General features: G+C 74.2%; 20 protein-coding genes. 17 read left to right on the top strand and 3 right to left on the bottom strand.

Annotated elements, in window-relative coordinates; genetic code table 11:
- The 3 genes from ATJ88_RS09990 to ATJ88_RS09980 all read left to right on the top strand — a co-directional run bounded on the left by ATJ88_RS09990 (position 1) and on the right by ATJ88_RS09980 (position 3101).
- Positions 1-363, top strand: a complete 363-nt coding sequence (locus ATJ88_RS09990; protein ID WP_098463698.1) for an SHOCT domain-containing protein — start codon at positions 1-3, stop codon at positions 361-363.
- 127 nt (positions 364-490) lie between these two features.
- Positions 491-1723 (top strand): cation:proton antiporter, encoded by a 1233-nt coding sequence (locus tag ATJ88_RS09985; protein WP_211287496.1) that lies wholly within the window; start codon positions 491-493, stop codon positions 1721-1723.
- 16 nt (positions 1724-1739) lie between these two features.
- Positions 1740-3101, top strand: a complete 1362-nt coding sequence (locus tag ATJ88_RS09980; protein ID WP_211287495.1) for a chloride channel protein — start codon at positions 1740-1742, stop codon at positions 3099-3101.
- A 27-nt stretch (positions 3102-3128) separates the two neighbouring features.
- Here ATJ88_RS09980 and ATJ88_RS19115 read toward each other — a convergent pair whose 3' ends face one another.
- The 3 genes from ATJ88_RS19115 to ATJ88_RS09960 all read right to left on the bottom strand — a co-directional run bounded on the left by ATJ88_RS19115 (position 3129) and on the right by ATJ88_RS09960 (position 5635).
- The gene (locus ATJ88_RS19115; RefSeq protein ID WP_211287494.1) at positions 3129-4226 is read right to left on the bottom strand and encodes a DinB family protein; all 1098 of its coding nucleotides are present in this window, start codon (positions 4224-4226) and stop codon (positions 3129-3131) included.
- An 80-nt stretch (positions 4227-4306) separates the two neighbouring features.
- Positions 4307-5062: a uracil-DNA glycosylase gene (locus ATJ88_RS09965; RefSeq protein ID WP_098463697.1), complete on the bottom strand. Its 756-nt coding sequence runs from the start codon at positions 5060-5062 to the stop codon at positions 4307-4309.
- Positions 5063-5152: 90 nt separating this feature from the next.
- Positions 5153-5635, bottom strand: a complete 483-nt coding sequence (locus ATJ88_RS09960; RefSeq protein ID WP_098463696.1) for an aromatic ring-opening dioxygenase LigA — start codon at positions 5633-5635, stop codon at positions 5153-5155.
- A 269-nt stretch (positions 5636-5904) separates the two neighbouring features.
- Between ATJ88_RS09960 and thrS the strand changes: the two genes are divergently transcribed.
- From thrS to yajC, 14 genes are all read left to right on the top strand, one after another.
- Positions 5905-7923 carry a threonine--tRNA ligase gene (gene thrS / locus ATJ88_RS09955; RefSeq protein ID WP_098463695.1) on the top strand — a complete coding sequence of 673 codons (2019 nt, stop codon included), beginning with the start codon at positions 5905-5907 and terminating at the stop codon, positions 7921-7923.
- Between the two features lie 28 nt (positions 7924-7951).
- Positions 7952-8488, top strand: a complete 537-nt coding sequence (locus tag ATJ88_RS09950) for an HIT family protein (RefSeq protein ID WP_098465257.1) — start codon at positions 7952-7954, stop codon at positions 8486-8488.
- 71 nt (positions 8489-8559) lie between these two features.
- Positions 8560-9186: a phosphatidylinositol phosphate synthase gene (gene pgsA / locus ATJ88_RS09945; RefSeq protein WP_098463694.1), complete on the top strand. Its 627-nt coding sequence runs from the start codon at positions 8560-8562 to the stop codon at positions 9184-9186.
- Positions 9186-10136 (top strand): phosphatidylinositol mannoside acyltransferase, encoded by a 951-nt coding sequence (locus tag ATJ88_RS09940; RefSeq protein ID WP_098463693.1) that lies wholly within the window; start codon positions 9186-9188, stop codon positions 10134-10136. Before pgsA ends, ATJ88_RS09940 begins: the two co-directional genes overlap by 1 nt.
- An 8-nt stretch (positions 10137-10144) precedes the next feature.
- The gene (locus tag ATJ88_RS09935) at positions 10145-11359 is read left to right on the top strand and encodes a glycosyltransferase family 4 protein (protein ID WP_098465256.1); all 1215 of its coding nucleotides are present in this window, start codon (positions 10145-10147) and stop codon (positions 11357-11359) included.
- On the top strand, positions 11356-11946 hold the full coding sequence (locus ATJ88_RS09930; protein WP_098463692.1) for a hypothetical protein: 591 nt from the start codon (positions 11356-11358) through the stop codon (positions 11944-11946). Before ATJ88_RS09935 ends, ATJ88_RS09930 begins: the two co-directional genes overlap by 4 nt.
- A 132-nt stretch (positions 11947-12078) precedes the next feature.
- Entirely contained in the window at positions 12079-13002 is a 924-nt protein-coding gene (pdxS, locus tag ATJ88_RS09925; protein WP_098463691.1) for a pyridoxal 5'-phosphate synthase lyase subunit PdxS, read from the top strand.
- A complete protein-coding gene (locus ATJ88_RS09920; RefSeq protein ID WP_098463690.1) occupies positions 12999-13580 on the top strand; it encodes an NUDIX hydrolase in 582 nt (193 codons plus the stop codon). The genes pdxS and ATJ88_RS09920 overlap by 4 nt, the downstream gene beginning before the upstream one ends.
- A 34-nt stretch (positions 13581-13614) precedes the next feature.
- Positions 13615-14271 carry a pyridoxal 5'-phosphate synthase glutaminase subunit PdxT gene (pdxT, locus tag ATJ88_RS09915; RefSeq protein WP_098463689.1) on the top strand — a complete coding sequence of 219 codons (657 nt, stop codon included), beginning with the start codon at positions 13615-13617 and terminating at the stop codon, positions 14269-14271.
- Positions 14255-15019, top strand: a complete 765-nt coding sequence (locus ATJ88_RS09910) for a YebC/PmpR family DNA-binding transcriptional regulator (protein ID WP_098463688.1) — start codon at positions 14255-14257, stop codon at positions 15017-15019. The genes pdxT and ATJ88_RS09910 overlap by 17 nt, the downstream gene beginning before the upstream one ends.
- A 154-nt stretch (positions 15020-15173) precedes the next feature.
- Positions 15174-15767, top strand: a complete 594-nt coding sequence (gene ruvC / locus ATJ88_RS09905; RefSeq protein ID WP_098463687.1) for a crossover junction endodeoxyribonuclease RuvC — start codon at positions 15174-15176, stop codon at positions 15765-15767.
- Entirely contained in the window at positions 15764-16372 is a 609-nt protein-coding gene (gene ruvA, locus ATJ88_RS09900; protein WP_098463686.1) for a Holliday junction branch migration protein RuvA, read from the top strand. Before ruvC ends, ruvA begins: the two co-directional genes overlap by 4 nt.
- Positions 16365-17462 (top strand): Holliday junction branch migration DNA helicase RuvB, encoded by a 1098-nt coding sequence (gene ruvB / locus ATJ88_RS09895; RefSeq protein ID WP_098463685.1) that lies wholly within the window; start codon positions 16365-16367, stop codon positions 17460-17462. The genes ruvA and ruvB overlap by 8 nt, the downstream gene beginning before the upstream one ends.
- A 60-nt stretch (positions 17463-17522) precedes the next feature.
- Positions 17523-17951: a preprotein translocase subunit YajC gene (gene yajC / locus ATJ88_RS09890; protein ID WP_245852320.1), complete on the top strand. Its 429-nt coding sequence runs from the start codon at positions 17523-17525 to the stop codon at positions 17949-17951.
- Positions 17952-18001 lie beyond the last annotated feature (50 nt).

Genomic DNA, 18001 nt, shown 5'->3' with positions numbered 1-18001 from the left:
ATGGTCGGACGGATGGGACGCCCGGGCCTGATCGGCACGATGGCGCGCACCGCGGTCATCACCGGCACGGCGAACGCGGTGAGCCGTGGCATGAACAACCGGGCCGCGTCGCGCGCCGACCAGCGCGCGGCCGCGGACGCCTACGACGCGCAGCAGGCGCAGTACGCCCAGCAGCAGCAGATGCAGCAGATGATCGCGCAGCAGCAGGCCCAGCTCGCCCAGCAGCAGCCCGCGCCGCAGGTGGCGCCGGCCGGAGGGGGCGGCGACACCATGGCCCAGCTCCAGCAGCTCGGCGAGATGCGCACCGCCGGACTGCTCACCGACGCGGAGTTCGCGGCCGCCAAGGCCAAGATCCTCGGCTGACGTCCGACCGACCGGGCCCCTGCACCCTGCGGTGCAGGGGCCCGGCGGCTGTTCCGGTGGCGTCCCGGGCCTGCGCGCCTATGCTCGGCACGACGGCGACGGACGCCCCGAAAGAGAGGTTTCGCCCGTGTCGACCGACACCGTGACCATGCTGGCCGTGATCGCCGGTGTGGCCGTGCTCGCCCCGTTCGTCGTGGACCGGGTCGAACCGTGGATCCGGGTCCCGTCCGTCGTGGTGGAGATCCTGCTCGGCATCGTCGTGGGGCCCACGCTGCTCGGCCTGGTCCAGCCCAACGACGTCGTCGAGGCGCTCAGCGACCTCGGCCTGGCCTTCCTGATGTTCCTCGCCGGGTACGAGATCGAGTTCTCCCGCATCCGCGGCGGGCCGCTGCGCCGCGCCGCCGTGAGCTGGGCCGCCTCCCTCGCGCTCGGCCTCGCGGTCGGGCTCTGGATCGCGGGCCCGCACGCCGGGCTCGTCGTCGGCCTCGCCCTGACCACCACCGCCCTCGGCGTCATCCTGCCGATCGTGCGCGACGCCGGGCAGAGCGGCACCCCGTTCGGCGACCGCGTCCTGGCCGTCGGCACCGTCGGGGAGTTCGGCCCCATCCTCGCCATCGCCTTCATCCTGTCCGGCGACCGGCCCGCCGAGACGCTCCTGCTGCTGCTCGCCTTCGCCGCGCTCGCCGTCACCGGGGCGATCCTCGCCCGCCAGCCCCGGCACCCCCGCCTCGGCCGCCTCGTCACCGCCACGCTCGGCACCAGCTCCCAGGTGGCCGTCCGGCTCTGCGTCTTCGTCGTCGTGGCGATGTTCGCCGCCGCGTCCGCCCTCGGTCTCGACCCCGTCCTGGGCGCGTTCACCGCCGGCATCCTCGTGCACCTGTTCCTGTCGTCGTCGGACCCGATCGAGACCCACGTCGTCGAGTCGCGCCTCGAGGGCATCGGGTTCGGCTTCCTCATCCCCGTCTTCTTCGTGATGAGCGGCGTCACCCTCGACGTCGCGTCCCTCGCCGCGGACCCGCGCGTCCTGCTCACCGTGCCGCTGTACACGGTGCTGTTCCTCCTCGTGCGCGGCGTGCCCACCTTCGTCGCGCACCGTCGCGGCCTCGGCAAGCGGGACGCCGCCGCGCTCGGCACCCTGTCCGCCACCGGCCTGCCCCTCATCGTCGTCGTCACCGCCGTCGGCGTCGACGCCGGCGAGCTCCCCGAGGCCCACGCCGCCGCGCTCGTCGCCGCCGGCATGCTCTCCGTGCTCGTCTTCCCGATCAGCGCCGCCCGCATGCAGCGGCTGCCCAGCAGCGGTGGCCGGGCCGTCCCCGCCGCCGACGACACCCACCCCACGCAGCGCGACGACGCGCTCTGAGCGAGACGGAGCACCCGTGACCCAGGACGCCGCGGCCGAGCCCGCCGAGCAGGACCCGCTCTCCGCCGAGCAGCGCGTGGCACGCGAGCGCGGCTACCTCCGTCTCCTGCTCCTGGCGGCCGGCGTCGGCATCCCCGTGTCGCTCGTGGCCTTCGGGTTCCTCGCCCTGCTCCACTGGATGGAGCACGCGGTGTGGGAGCAGCTGCCCGAGGCGCTCGGCATGGACGTCGCCCCCTGGTGGTACGCGCTCCCGTGGCTCGCCCTGGGCGGGGTCCTGGTCGGCGTCGCCGTGAGGTGGCTCCCCGGCCACGGCGGGCACGTGCCGATCGACGGCCTGAGCATCGCCCCGGTGCCGGCCCGGTTCGTCCCGGGCATCCTCCTCGCCGCCCTGGGCGGTCTCCCGCTCGGCGCGGTGCTCGGCCCCGAGGCCCCGCTGCTCGCGCTCGGGTGCGCCTTCGCCATGATCTTCGTGCGGCCCGTGGCCCGGCTGGAGGACCCGACCGCGATCGGGCTCGTCACCGCGGCAGGCGCCTCCGCGGCGCTCGCCGCGATCTTCGGCAGCCCGCTGATCGCCGCCGTGTTCGTGCTCGAGGCCGCGGGGATCGCCGGACCGCGGCTCGCCCGCGTCGTGCTGCCGTGCCTGCTGTCGTCGGGCGTCGGCGCGCTGGTGTTCACCGGGCTCGGGCACTGGACGGGGTTCGGCATCTCGTCGCTCGCGCTGCCCGAGATCGACGCGCCCGAACGCCTCGACCTCGCGGACGTGCTGTGGACGCTGCCCCTGGCGCTGGTCATCGCCGTCGGGGTCCGCTTCGTCTTCCGCCTCGGCGAGTGGAGCAAGGCGGTGGCCGCGCGACACCCGTTCACGGCCGCGCTGGGCGCCGCGCTCGTCGTCGGTCTGGCGGCCGGTGCGTACGCCCTGATCACCGGCCGTTCCCCGGCGGAGGTGACGATGTCGGGGCAGTCCATGCTGGCACCGCTCGCCTCGGACCCCGCCGCCTGGTCGGTGCCCGTGCTGATCGCCCTGGTCGCCTTCAAGGCCGTCGGCTACGGCGTGTCGATGGGGGCCCTGCGCGGTGGCCCGATCTTTCCGGCGATCCTGCTGGGCGCGGCGGCGGGCCTGGCGTTCTCCGGGCTGCCGGGCTTCGGCCCCATCCCCGCGATGAGCGCGGGCATGGCGGCCGCGACGGCAGCCGTGCTGCCGTTCCCCGTCGCCTCCGCGGTCCTCGTGGTGATCCTCCTCGGCCCGGCCGCACCGCAGATGACCCCGGTGGTCCTCATCGCCGTCGTGATCGCGTTCTTCGCGGAGCAGTACGTCCTGCGCCCGCGGCGCGAGGGCCGGTCGGCGGCCTCGGCCGCGTCCGCCGCCTCCGGGCGCTGAGGCCCCCGGGCCGCCCGACCGCGCCGTCTACTCGCCGACCTGACCGTCGAGGGCCTCCCGCAGGAGGTCCGCGTGACCGTTGTGGCGGGCGTACTCCTCGACCATGTGCACCAGGATCCAGCGCACCGAGAAGCGGCCGCCGTGGTGCCGGCTCTCGCGGGCGCTGAGCGTGTCGGGGCCGCCGGCCGCGAGAGCGGCGTCCAGGCGGACGTCGGACGCCGCCACGGCCGCGTCGAACAGCTCGCGCAGCTCCGCGGGGGAGTCGTCCGCCGCGCTGTGCCACTCCCAGTCGGGATCGGCCGCCCAGTCGACGGCGTCGAACGGCGGCAGGGGGTCGGCCCCGGCGAGGATCACGGCGAACCAGTGCGACTCGACGTACGTCAGGTGCTTGAGCAGCCCGCCCAGCGTCATCGAGGACGGGGCCAGCGGCGTGCCGAGACCGGCAGCGTCCAGCCCGGACACCTTCCGGCGCAGGGTGTCGCGGTGGTAGTCGAGGAACGCGCGCAGGGTGGCGACCTCGTCACCGCGCAGCGGCGGATCGACGCGGTCCGGCGTGGGCACCGGGGCGGTCGGGGCAGCGACCCGGAACCCACCCGCGTCGAGGTCGGCGCGCACGCGGTCCGCGGTGGTGCGCGCGTCCTGCGCACCGGTGTCCACGACGTGGCCGGGCAGGTCGTCGAGGTCGTCGAACAGGGCGTGCACGGACCGCAGGGCGGCCTCGTCGCGCAGGTCGCCCGTCCCGGTCCGGGCGGTGCCGCGGGCCAGGACGACGTCGAGCGCCGGGCGCAGCACCACGTACCGCAGGTCCCAGCCCTCGCGGGCGGCGGCCCGGCGGAACGGGCGCAGGAACGCGGTCCCCACGACGCCGTCGACGACCACGTCGTACCCGCCGCGCGCCCAGGCGCCGACGGCCGCGACCACGGCGTCCACCACGACGGCGTTCTGGTGGGCGGAACCGTCGAGGTGGGGCGGCACGAACCCGGTGGCCACCGCGGTGTAGAAGGTGTCGGTCGTGAGGTTCACCGTGGCCCGACCGGCGTCGGCGGCGAGCAGAGCGGACACCGTCGTCTTGCCGGCACCGGAAGGGCCGGAGAGCACGGTGACACGAGGGGGACGGGGGGTCATGGCGCGAGCGTAGCCGCGGGCGCGGGTGGCGGTCGCCGGATTTCCCGGGCCGAGGCGGGGCCGCGGCGGGCGGGCGGCGATCAGGTCCCGGCGAGCGCGACCGCGCGGGCGAGGACGTCGTCCAGCATGGCGGGGGTGAGCCGGCCGGTGAAGGTGTTCTGCTGCGACACGTGGTAGCAGCCGAGCAGCCTCAGGGCAGGTCGCCCGTCGGGGTGCTCGACGACCACCTCCGCGCCGTGGCCGAACCGGGGGCGGGGCCGCGGGACGCCCCAGCCCTGGTCGGCGAGCGTCGCGAGCGTGGCCTGCCAGCCGAACCCGCCGAGCAGCACCAGGACGCGGACGGTCGGCGCGAGGAGCGCCAGCTCGCGGTCGAGGTACGGCGCGCACCGACGGCGCTCGTCGGGGGTGGGCCGGTTGTCGGGCGGCGCGCAGCGCACCGGGGCGGTGACCCGGGCGCCGGTGAGGCGCAGACCGTCGTCGGCGTGCACCGACGTCGCCTGGTTCGCCAGCCCGGCCCGGTGCAGCGCCGCGAACAGGACGTCGCCGCTGCGGTCGCCCGTGAACATGCGGCCGGTCCGGTTGGCGCCGTGGGCGGCGGGGGCGAGGCCGACGACGACGATCCGGGCGCGGTCGTCGCCGAAGCCCGGCACCGGTCGTGCCCAGTAGGTGTCGTCACGGTGGGCCCGCCGGCGGGTGGCGCCGACCTCCTCGCGCCAGGCGACGAGGCGCGGGCAGGCGCGGCAGGCGACGAGGTGGGAGTCGAGCTCGGCCGGCGAACGTGCCTGTCGTACGAGGTCCGGGTAGGTGGCGTCGTCCGGGGCGGGGTGGCGGGGCACCCTCCCATGCTGGCCGACGGCGGGCCGACGTGCAGACGCACGAAGGCCCCGCTCCTCGGGGAGGGGAGCGGGGCCGACGGGACCGGTGGGTCAGACGCCCTGGGTGACCGTGGGGCGCGGGCCGGTCGTGGCGACCGCGGCGGCGGGCTCGGCACCGAGGCCGCGCAGCGCCCACCCGAACAGGCCGAAAAGGACGCCGAGGCCGATGACCAGCGCGCTGACGCCGTAGGCGACGACCGAGGTGAACAGCGAGGCCCGCAGGAACGAGGCGTTCATCGCGGTGTCGCGCAGCGGGTCCTCACGGTCGAGCTCGGCGTACGTCTTGCCGCCGGTGGCCTCGAGGGCGTGGTGGTCGATGATCTGCGCCTGGGCGTAGGCCGAGAAGGGGCCGTCGACGGTGTCGCCGGCGAGGAAGTCGGCGTCCTCCGAGACCGTGATGTTCTGCGCGTCGAGCTGCGAGCTCACCGTGACCCAGGTGGTCGCTCCCGCGAGGATCATCACGACGCCGGCGACGATGCCGATGAGGCCGACGAGACGGGCGGTGCGATTGCCGGTGCGGGCGGTGCTGGTCATGGTTCTTCCCCTCCGATGGTCCGGCCGCCGGTGGACGGTCGGGGTGCTTCGGCGTCGGGTCCGGCGCCTGGCTCTATGGTATGACCACACGCTCTGACCTGGGAAGGCGTATGCATGTGAAGTCCTTCACAAAGCATGGACCGTGGTGGCGAGAGGCCACGTCGTCGTCCGGGGCGCCAGGTCGGTACCATCGAGGGGCGCCACCGCCAGGTGGATCCTCGACGCCGTCACGGCGCCGAACCCTTCCGCAGACCACAAGGAGCACCACCGTGTCCGACGTCGCACCTCCGCAGCCCGCCGAAGTCCTGACCGCGGTGACCGTGGAGACCACGACGACGGGCGCCGAGCTCTTCGCCGACCGCAAGGACGTCGTCGTGGTCCGCGTCGACGGCGAGCTCCTCGACCTGTCGCGCGAGCTCGAGCCCGGCACCGTCGTCGAGCCCGTGACGATCGACTCCCCGGACGGTCTGGCCGTGCTGCGCCACAGCGCCGCCCACGTCCTCGCCCAGGCCGTGCAGCAGGTCAACCCCGACGCGAAGCTCGGCATCGGCCCGCCGGTCACCGACGGCTTCTACTACGACTTCGACGTCGAGACCCCGTTCACCCCCGAGGACCTCAAGGCCCTCGACAAGGCGATGGCGCGGATCATCAAGGAGGGCCAGACCTTCCGCCGCCGCGTCGTCACCGAGGACGAGGCGCGCGCCGAGCTCGCCGGCGAGCCCTACAAGCTCGAGCTCATCGGGCTCAAGGGCGGCTCGTCCGACGAGGACGGCAGCTCCGTCGAGGTCGGCGGCGGCGAGCTCACGATCTACGACAACGTCCGCGGCGCCGGCCGCGAGTCCGAGACGGTGGTCTGGAAGGACCTCTGCCGCGGGCCGCACCTGCCCTCCACCCGGCTGATCGGCCAGGGCGTGCAGCTCATGCGCTCGGCCGCCGCCTACTGGCGCGGCGACCAGAAGAACAACCAGCTCCAGCGCGTGTACGGCACCGCGTGGCCGTCGAAGGACGGCCTCAAGGCCTACCTGGAGCGGCTCGCGGAGGCGGAGCGCCGCGACCACCGCCGCCTCGGCACCGAGATGGACCTGTTCTCCTTCAACGACGCGGTCGGCTCCGGCCTGCCGCTGTTCCACCCCAAGGGTGGCGTCATCAAGCGGGTCATGGAGGACTACGTCCGCCAGCGGCACATCGAGGAGGGGTTCTCCTACGTGGGCACCCCGCACATCTCGAAGGAGGACCTCTTCTTCACCTCGGGCCACCTGCCGTACTACGCGGACACCATGTTCCCGAGCATGCAGTTCAGCGACGGGTCGGGGGAGGAGTCCAGCACGGCGCAGAACTACCGCCTCAAGGCGATGAACTGCCCGATGCACAACCTCATCTTCTCCAGCCGCGGCCGCTCCTACCGCGAGCTGCCGATCCGGCTGTTCGAGTTCGGCTCGGTGTACCGCTACGAGAAGGGCGGCGTGGTCCAGGGCCTGACCCGCGTACGCGGCCTGACCCAGGACGACTCGCACTCCTACGTCACCCCCGAGCAGGCGCCCGGCGAGGTCAAGCACCTGCTCGACTTCATGCTCAGCGTGCTCAAGGACTTCGGTCTCGACGACTTCTACCTCGAGCTGTCGACCCGCGACGACTCCAAGCCGGACAAGTTCGTCGGCTCGGACGAGGACTGGGTCAAGGCGACCGCCGTGCTCGAGCAGGTGGGCCGCGAGTCGGGCCTCGAGCTCGTGCCCGACCCGGGCGGCGCCGCCTTCTACGGCCCGAAGATCTCCGTCCAGGCGAAGGACGCCATCGGCCGCACCTGGCAGATGGGCACCGTGCAGTACGACTTCAACCAGCCCGCCCGGTTCGGCCTGGAGTACACCGCGCCCGACGGCACCAAGCAGCAGCCCGTGATGATCCACTCGGCGAAGTTCGGCTCCATCGAGCGGTTCATGGGCGTGCTCATCGAGCACTACGCAGGGCAGTTCCCCGCCTGGCTCGCGCCCGTGCAGGTGCTCGCCGTGCCCGTCGCCGAGGCGTTCGACGACTACCTCAAGGACGTCGTCGCGCAGCTCGCCGCGCAGGGGGTCCGCGCGGAGGTCGACCTGTCCGACGACCGGTTCGGCAAGAAGATCCGCAACGCCTCCAAGGAGAAGGTGCCGTTCGTGCTCATCGCCGGTGGCGAGGACGTCGAGGCCGGGGCGGTCTCGTTCCGGTTCCGTGACGGCACCCAGGAGAACGGCGTGCCCGTGGCGGACGCGGTCGCGCGCATCGTCAAGGCCGTCCGCGAGCGCGAGCAGGTCTGACGTGACCCACCCGACGGACGGCCCCGAGATGGTGCCGGCGGACCGCTTCGGCCCGCCGCAGGACGACCTGCAGCGGCTGTGGACCCCGCACCGCCTGGTGTACATCGGCGGGCAGGACAAACCCGCCGACCCCACCCCGGAGAGCTGCCCGTTCTGCCGCATCCCGGCGGGCGACGACGAGGACGGCCTCGTCGTCGCCCGCGGGGCGGACTGCTACGCCGTGCTCAACCTGTACCCGTACAACAGCGCCCATCTGATGGTGCTGCCGTACCGGCACGTGTCGGACTACACCGACCTCACCGACGCCGAGACCCACGAGCTCGCGGCCATGACGCAGCGCGCCATGCGCGTCGTGCGGGCCGTCTACGCCCCGGCCGGGTTCAACCTCGGGATGAACCAGGGCGAGGTCGCCGGTGCCGGCATCGCCGCGCACCTGCACCAGCACGTCGTGCCCCGGTGGCCCGGCGACTCCAACTTCCTGCCGGTCGTGGCGCGCACCAAGTCGTTGCCCGAGCTGCTGGCCGACACCCGCGAGCGGCTCGCCGCGGCGTGGCCCACCGCCTGAGCGACCGGGGGCGCTAGCCTGGCCCCGCCGGCTGCGCGCCGGCCGCGTGACCACGACCGAGGAGCACCCCCATGTTCGGCCGCCTGCGGGCCACCATGCAGCGCCTGTTCACCCCGCCGGCGACGCTGCTGACCCGGTGGGGCGTCTCGCCCGACGCCGTGACGATCACGGGGACCGTCGTCGTGACGGTCCTGGCGCTGACCCTGCTGCCCACCGGGCACCTGCTGCCCGGCGCGGTGCTCATCGGCCTGTTCGCACTCACCGACTCCCTCGACGGCGTCATGGCGCGCCTCAGCGGTCGCACCGGTCCGTGGGGCGCGTTCCTCGACTCCACCCTCGACCGCGTCTCGGACGGCGCGGTGTTCGCCGGCATCACCCTGTGGTTCGTGCTGCACCCCGAGGAGCCGTGGGCCGTGGCCGGTGCGTGCGCCGCCCTGGCGTGCCTCGTCCTCGGCTCCGTCGTGCCGTACGCCCGCGCCCGCGCCGAGTCCGTGGGGGCCACCGCCGCCGTCGGGATCGCCGAGCGCACGGACCGCCTCGTCGTCGCCCTCGTGCCCGTCGCCGCCGTCCCGGTGGGGCTGCCCGTCCCGGTGCTCGTCGTCGTCCTGGGGCTGCTGGCCGTCGCCAGCCTCGTCACGGTCGCCCAGCGCGTCACCACCGTCCGCCGCCAGCTCGTCACCGCGCCCGAGGAGGCCTGATGGACGTCGCCGCGCTCTACGCGTTCGCCTGGCGCCACGCCGGCCGGGTGCCGGAGCCCGTCCTGCGGGCCGGCTGCCGTGTCGCCGCGGACGTCACCTGGCTGCGCCGCGGCGCCGGGATCCGCCGCCTCGAGGCCAACTACGCGCGGGTCCGCCCCGAGCTCACCCCGCGCGAGGTGCGCCGCCTGTCCCGCGAGGGCATGCGCCGCTACCTGCGCTACTTCCGCGAGGCGTTCACCCTGCAGCGGCTCACCCCCGACCAGGTCGACGCGCGGGTGCGGGTCGAGGGCGAGGAGCACGCCCGCGCGGCGCTCGCCGACGGCCGGTCGGCGGTGCTCGCCCTGGGGCACACCGGGAACTGGGACCTCGCCGGCGCCTGGGCCAGCCCGCACCTCGCCCGCGTCCTCACCGTCGCCGAACGGCTCGAGCCGCCCGCGCTCTACGAGGAGTTCGTCGCGTTCCGCCGCTCGATCGGCATCGACGTGCTCGGTCTCGGTGACGACGGCGTCTTCCGGGCGCTCGTCCGCGGTGCGCGGGACGGGGGCCGGCTCCTGCCGCTGCTCGCCGACCGCGACCTCACCGCGAGCGGTCTGGAGGTCGACCTGTGCGGACGCCGCGCCCGGGTGGCGGCCGGTCCCGCCGCGCTCGCCGTCGCCGGCGACGTCGCGCTGGTGCCGACGGTGATCTTCCACGAGCGGCTCCGCGGCGAGCGTCGCCGCCGCGCCGGGAGCGCGTGGGGCATCGTCCTGAAGTTCCACCCCGCAGTGCCCCGTCCCGCGGACGCCGACCACCGCACACAGGTCGCCGTCATGACGCAGGGCTGGGTGGACGTGTTCGCCGGGTTCGTCGCCGAGCACACCGCCGACTGGCACATGCTGCAGAAGGTGTTCGTGGAGGACCTCGACCCCGACCGCTACGCCGCGACCCGCGCGAAGGCGGGGGAGGGCTGATGGAGCCGCTGCGCGTGGGCATCGTCTGCCCCTACTCGTTCGACGCCCCCGGCGGCGTCCAGTTCCACGTCCGCGACCTGGCCGAGGCGCTGCGCGACCGCGGCCACCACGTGTCCGTCCTCGCCCCCGCGGACGACGACACCGAGGTGCCGGACGTCGTCACCCCCGCCGGGCGCGCCCTGCCCGTGCGCTACAACGGGTCCGTCGCGCGACTCGCGTTCGGGCCGCGCGCCGCCGCCCGTGTCCGCCGCTGGATCGACGCCGGCGACTTCGACGTGCTGCACCTGCACGAGCCGATGACGCCCTCGCTGTCCATGCTGGCGCTCTGGGTCGCCGAGGGGCCGGTCGTGGCGACCTTTCACACCTCGCAGGTCCGCTCGCGGGCCCTGCAGGTCGCCCACCCGCTGCTGCGGCAGTCGCTCGAGAAGATCTCCGCCCGCATCGCCGTGTCCGAGGACGCCCGGCGCACCCTCGTCGACCACCTCGGTGGCGACGCGGTCGTCGTGCCCAACGGGGTCTACGTCGACCAGTTCGCCGTCGGGGAGCCGGACCCGCGCTGGCAGGGCACCCCCGACGCGCCGACCGTCGCGTTCCTCGGTCGCCTCGACGAGCCCCGCAAGGGACTCCAGGTGCTCGCGGCCGCCGCCCCCGCGATCCTGGCCGAGCGGCCCGGCACCCGGTTCCTCGTCGCCGGTCGCGGCGACACCGGCCGCGCGGACGCCGAGGCCGCGCTCGGCCGGCACGCCGGCTCCTTCGAGTGGCTCGGCGGCGTCAGCGACGCCGACAAGGCGGCCCTGCTGCGTTCCGCCGACCTGTACGTCGCCCCCCAGACCGGCGGCGAGAGCTTCGGCATCGTCCTCGTCGAGGCCATGAGCGCCGGGACCGGCGTCGTCGCCAGCGACCTCGGCGCGTTCCGGCGCGTGCTGGACGACGGCGCCGCGGGATGTCTGTTCCGCACCGGCGAGCCCGCCGACCTCGCCGCGGCCGTGCTCGCCGCGCTCGCCGACCCCGACGGGACCGCCGAGCGGCGCGAGCGCGCCCACCGGTTCGTCCGGCACTTCGACTGGTCCACCGTGACCGACCAGGTGCAGGCCGTCTACGAGATGGCGGTCGCGGCCGGCGAGGCGCTGGGGGACGGCACCGTGCGCCAGGACCTCCTGGCCACCCGCACCCCGTGGCTGCTCGGACGCCGCAACCGCAGCCAGGCCGGAGGCACGTCGTGAGCTGGTCCGAGGTCGCGCTGCTGACCGTCGTCGTGGCGGCTCTCGCCCTGTGGTCGGTGTGGGTGTCCGCCTCCCGGCTGGACCGGCTGCACCGCAAGGTCGTCGCCTCCCGGCTCGCGCTGCTCGCCCAGCTCGACCGCCGGGCCCGGGCATCGGTCGACCTGGCCTCCTCCGGCCTCCTGGACCCGGCCAGCGCGGTCCTCGTCGCGGACGCCGCGTTCGCGGTCGTCGACGAGGGGGAGCGCCCCGCGGAGCCGTCCACGGCGGAGGCCTTCTCGCTGTCCGGGCTCACCCCGACCCGCGAGCGCGCCGAGTCGGCGCTGTCGGTCACCCTGCGCTCCGTCCTCGACGACGAGACGCTCGAGGCCGTGGGGTCCTCCGACCCGGGCGGACGCCTCGTGGGTGACCTCGCCTCGGCCGCCTACCGGGCCCAGCTCGCCCGCCGCTTCCACAACGAGGCCGTCGCGCAGGCGCAGCGTGCCCGCCGGCCGCGCGTCGTGCGGTGGCTGCGGCTGGCGGGCCGTGCCCCGCTGCCGCGCACGGTCGAGCTCGACGACCAGCTCCCCGCCGGGCTCGACCACCCCTGACCGTCCCGGGTCGTGGAGGCCGGGGACCGGGCGGTGCGCGACGACCGTAGGATGGCAGCAGGGCGTGGCACCACGCCCGCACGGCCGCGGCGCTGCCGCCCGGCGTGCGACGACGAGCGCTGTGAGGTTGCGTTGAGCGAGACCACCGGTACCCCCGTCCCTGCCACGGGCGTCGGCGAGGTGGGCACTGCCCGCGTGAAGCGGGGCATGGCCGAGATGCTCAAGGGCGGCGTCATCATGGACGTCGTCACCCCGGAGCAGGCGAAGATCGCCGAGGACGCCGGCGCGGTGGCCGTCATGGCCCTCGAGCGGGTGCCCGCGGACATCCGTGCCCAGGGCGGTGTCGCGCGCATGAGCGACCCGGACATGATCGACGGCATCATCGAGGCCGTCTCCATCCCCGTCATGGCGAAGGCCCGCATCGGGCACTTCGTCGAGGCGCAGGTGCTGCAGTCCCTCGGCGTCGACTACGTCGACGAGTCCGAGGTGCTCACCCCCGCCGACTACGCCCACCACATCGACAAGTGGCAGTTCACCGTGCCGTTCGTGTGCGGTGCCACCAACCTGGGCGAGGCGCTGCGCCGCATCACCGAAGGTGCGGCGATGATCCGCTCCAAGGGCGAGGCCGGCACCGGCGACGTCTCCAACGCGACGACGCACATGCGCCAGATCCGCGCGCAGATCCGCCGCCTCGCCTCCCTGCCCGAGGACGAGCTGTTCGTCGCGGCCAAGGAGCTCCAGGCCCCCTACGAGCTCGTCGCCGAGGTCGCCCGCACCGGCAAGCTCCCCGTCGTGCTGTTCACCGCCGGCGGCATCGCCACCCCCGCGGACGCCGCGATGATGATGCAGCTCGGCGCCGAGGGCGTGTTCGTCGGCTCCGGCATCTTCAAGTCGGGCGACCCCGTCGCCCGGGCGAAGGCCATCGTCCAGGCCACCACGTTCCACGACGACCCCGACGTCCTCGCGAAGGTCTCGCGCGGCCTCGGCGAGGCCATGGTCGGCATCAACGTCGACGAGCAGCCCGAGCCGGTGCGCCTCGCGGAGCGCGGCTGGTGACGTCCGGCCCTCCGGCGCAGACGTCGTCTCTCGGCCCCGACTGGGTGCTGGGGGACGACGGTCTGCGCCACCGGAGCGCGGCCCGCGTCATCGTCCTCGACGACGCGGGCCGCGCCCTGCTGGTCCGCGGCCACGACGCCGACCAGCCCGAACGGTCCTGGTGGTTCACCGTCGGCGGCGGCATCGACGCGGGGGAGTCCGCCGTCGACGCGGCGCTGCGCGAGGTCCGCGAGGAGGCGGGGCTCCACCTCGCCGCGGACGACCTCGAGGGCCCCGTCATGACCCGGGCCGGGATCTTCCGGTTCCTCGCCGAGACCTGCCGGCAGGACGAGGTGTTCTTCGTCGCGCGCGTCGGCGACCACGAGCCCACCCGGGACGGCTGGACCGACGTCGAGCGCGACGTCCTCGACGAGATGCGCTGGCTGAGCGCCGCCGAGCTGCGCGCGCAGCCGCTCGAGGTGTTCCCGCCCAGCCTGCCGGACGTCGTCGAACGTCTCGCGTCCGGCTGGGACGGTACGGTCGTGCACCTCGGCGTCGAGAACGACGACGACCTCGACCTCGACGACGTCGCCGGGTGACGGCCGACCACCGGGACCTGCGTACACTGCCGCGGTGACCACGACCATCGGAGTCCTCGCCCTGCAGGGCGACGTGCGCGAGCACGTCCACGCCCTCGAGGCCGCCGGGGCGCGGGCCGTGCCCGTGCGCCGCACCCGCGAGCTGGAGGCCGTCGACGGCCTCGTGCTGCCGGGCGGGGAGTCGACCACCATCGACAAGCTGCTGCGGATCTTCGAGCTGCGCGACCCCGTGCGCGACGCCGTCGCCGCGGAACTGCCCGTCTACGGGTCCTGCGCCGGCATGATCCTGCTCGCCGACCGCATCGAGGGCGGCATCGAGGGCCAGCAGACCCTCGGCGGCCTCGACGTCACCGTGCGCCGCAACGCGTTCGGGCGCCAGGTCGACTCCTTCGAGGCGGACCTCGCCGTCGAGGGCGTCGACGGCGGCCCCGTGCGGTCCGTGTTCATCCGCGCCCCGTGGGTCGAGCAGGCCGGTCCCGGCGTCGACGTCCTCGCCCGCATCCCGGACGTCTCGGTCTCCGGTGCCACGCTCGGCGAGGCCGCCGGTAAGATCGTGGCCGTACGGTCCGGACGGCTGCTCGCCACCGCGTTCCACCCGGAGGTCACCGGGGACTGGCGCGTGCACGCCCTGTTCGTCCGCCTTGTCACCGAATCGCGAAGGAGTCAGTCAGGTCATGTCCGGTCACTCTAAGTGGGCCACGACCAAGCACAAGAAGGCCGCGATCGACGCCAAGCGCGGCAAGCTCTTCGCGAAGCTCATCAAGAACATCGAGGTCGCGGCGCGCACCGGCGGGGGCGACCCCGCGGGCAACCCCACGCTGTTCGACGCGATCCAGAAGGCGAAGAAGTCGTCGGTCCCCAACGACAACATCGACCGCGCCGTCAAGCGCGGGTCCGGCGAGGGCGCCGACGCCGTCGACTACCAGACGATCATGTACGAGGGCTACGGCACCAACGGCATCGCCGTCCTCGTCGAGTGCCTCACCGACAACAAGAACCGCGCCGCCTCCGAGGTCCGGCTCGCGTTCTCCCGCAACGGCGGCAACCTCGCCGACCCGGGCTCCGTGTCGTACCTGTTCTCCCGCAAGGGCCTCGTCGTCGTCCCCAAGGCCGACGGCGTCACCGAGGACGACGTCATGCTCGCCGCCCTCGAGGCCGGCGCGGAGGAGGTCACCGACGCCGGTGAGGTCATCGAGGTCCTGTCCGACGCCTCCGACCTCGTCGCGGTGCGCTCCGCCATCGTCGACGCCGGCATCGAGTACGACTCCGCCGACTCCGTCTGGCACCCGTCCATGCAGGTCGAGGTCGACGCCGACGGCGCCCGCAAGATCCTCCGCCTCATCGACGCCCTCGAGGACAGCGACGACGTGCAGAACGTCTACGCGAACTTCGACGCGTCCGACGAGGTCATGGCGGAGCTCGACGCCGACGAGGACTGACCCGGAGCGCAGCGGAGGCTGAGGGCCGAGGGACGAGGCATCTCGGCCGCGGCGCGCCGGGTTCGGGTCGTCCGGCCGGTCCGTGTCGTCGAGGCTCGCCCCCCGCGGGGCGAGCCTCGACGCGTCTGTCGGTGCTGCGTGAGACAGTGACGCGGTGCGAGTGCTGGGAGTGGACCCGGGCCTGACCCGGTGCGGTGTGGGGGTGGTCGACTCCCGTCCGGGCCGGCGGGCGGTGCTGGTCGGGGTCGGGGTGCTGAGGACGGCGCCGGAGACGACCACGGACCTGCGGCTGCTGGAGATCTCCCGCGGGCTGGACTCGTGGCTGGACGAGCACGTGCCGGACGTCGTGGCGGTGGAGCGCGTGTTCGCGCAGAACAACCGCGGCACGGTGATGGGCACGGCGCAGGTGGCGGGGCTGGCGATGGTGGCGGCCGCGCGGCGCGGGGTCCCGGTGGCGCTGCACACGCCGAGCGAGGTCAAGGCCGCGGTGACGGGGTCGGGCCGGGCCGACAAGGCGCAGGTGCAGAAGATGATCGCCTCCATCCTCGGCCTGGCCGTGGCGCCGGAGCCGGCGGACGCCGCGGACGCGCTGGCGCTGGCGGTGACGCACCTGTGGCGGCCCGCCGGGGCGCTGCAGGGCGGGGACCGGCACGAGACCACGCCCGCGCAGCGCGCGTGGGCGGCGGCGGAGCAGCAGGCGCGGTCGCGGTATCGTACGGGTGTTCGAGGAAGGGAGCAGGTCCGGTGATCGCTTCGTTGACCGGCACGGTGTCCGTGGTGTCGTTGGGCAGCGTCGTGCTCGACGTGGGTGGTGTCGGCTACCTGGTGCACTCCACTCCGGCGACGCTCGCCGCGCTGCGCCCGGGCGAGCAGGCGCGGGTCCACACCACGATGGTGGTGCGCGAGGACTCGATGACGCTGTACGGGTTCGCGGACGTCGACGAGCGCGAGGTGTTCGAGACCGCCCAGTCGGTGTCGGGCGTCGGCCCGCGGATCGCGCTGGCGATGCTCGCCGTGCTGACGCCGGACGCGCTGCGGCGCGCGATCGAGGCCGAGGACACCGCCGCCCTGCGGCGGGTGCCCGGCATCGGCGTCAAGAGCGCCCAGCGCATCGTGCTGGAGCTGTCGGGCAAGCTCGGCGCCCCGGGGGACGGCGGCACGGCCGCGCCGTCCGTGCCGGTGGACCGCCGCGACCAGGTGGTCGAGGCGCTGGTGGGTCTGGGCTGGACCGCGAAGGTCGCCCAGGACGCCGTCGAGAAGGTGCTCGCGGACGCGGGGACGGAGACGGTCGCCGAGGACGAGGTGCCGGCGACGCTGCGGGCCGCCCTGCGCAGGCTGGGTCCGCGTGGCTGAGGGCGCGCTCGACCCGCAGGACCTCGGCGGCCGGATCGTCGGGGGAGGCGCCGACGACGTCGAGCGTGCCGCCGAGGCGGCCCTGCGTCCCAAGCGGCTGGAGGAGTTCGTCGGGCAGCGGGTCGTGCGCGACCAGCTCTCCTTGGTGCTGCAGGCGTCGCTCGCGCGTGCCGCGGCGCCGGACCACGTCCTGCTGTCCGGCCCGCCGGGCCTCGGCAAGACGACGCTCGCGATGATCATCGCGGCCGAGCTGGGCACGTCCTTGCGCGTCACGAGCGGCCCGGCGATCCAGCACGCGGGCGACCTCGCGGCCGTGCTGTCCTCCCTGGAGGAGGGCGAGGTGCTGTTCATCGACGAGATCCACCGCCTCGCCCGCCCCGCCGAGGAGCTCCTGTACGTCGCGATGGAGGACTTCCGCGTCGACGTGGTCGTCGGCAAGGGGGCGGGGGCGAGCGCGATCCCGCTCGCGCTGCCGCCGTTCACGGTCGTGGGGGCGACGACCCGGTCCGGTCTGCTGCCCGCGCCGCTGCGCGACCGGTTCGGCTTCACCGGGCATCTCGACTTCTACTCCGCCCCCGAGCTGGAGCGCGTCATCCTGCGCTCCGCCGGGCTGCTCGGGGTCGACGTGCAGCACGAGGCGGCCCACGAGATCGCCGGTCGCTCGCGCGGTACCCCGCGCATCGCGAACCGTCTGCTGCGCCGCGTGCGGGACTGGGCGCAGGTCCGCGGCGACGGCATCCTCGACCTGCGGGCCGCGCGCTCCGCCCTGGAGGTCTACGAGGTGGACCCCATCGGCCTGGACCGGCTCGACCGGGCCGTCCTGACCGCTTTGTGCCGCCGGTTCGGCGGCGGCCCGGTCGGGCTGTCGACGCTGGCCATGACCGTGGGGGAGGAGCCCGACACGGTCGAGACGGTGGCCGAGCCCTACCTGGTCCGCGAGGGACTGGTGGCACGCACGCCGCGCGGCCGCGTCGCCACGACGTCGGCCTGGCAGCACCTCGGGCTGGAGCCACCGGCGGGCACGTGGGCGGCAGGGTCGCCGGACGAGGGAACCGCCTCCCGGTCCCGCGCGTTGTTCGACGAGGTCTGAGGTCGCACCGCGGCCCCTAGACTGGTACGCACATCCGAACGACCGAAGGACTGACTCCCCGTGGACCCCTCGATCATCATCCTCTTCGCCGTGCTCGCCGGCCTCATGCTGTTCATGAGCTCGCGGACGCGCAAGCAGCAGAAGCAGCAGGCCGAGTTCCGGTCCTCGCTCGTGCCGGGCCAGGAGGTCATGACCGGTTCGGGAATGGTCGGCACCGTCGTCGAGGTGGACGAGGCGCGCGACATCGTCACCATCGAGTCGACGCCCGGCATGCAGACCCGGTGGCTCCGCGCGGCCATCGCCCGCAAGATCGACCCGCCCGTCGAGGCCGACGAGGCGGAGGTGGCGGACGACACAGCGGATGCGGGTAGCATCACGTCCGCACACGGTGCCGTCGAGGTTCCCGACGACCTGTCCGGCCTGGACACCGCCCAGCGGGAGTACCGGGAGAAGCAGCGTCGGGACGAGGGCGACACCGAGGGCAAGTGACCTCTGCGTCGGCCGGGCAGCCCCCGGCCGACGCCATCACGCGACCGTCA

The organism is Isoptericola jiangsuensis (genome assembly GCF_002563715.1).
Lineage (GTDB): Bacteria > Actinomycetota > Actinomycetes > Actinomycetales > Cellulomonadaceae > Isoptericola > Isoptericola jiangsuensis.
The sequence above is the reverse complement of the archived record's forward strand: the minus strand, read 5'-3'. Positions and strand labels throughout refer to the sequence as shown.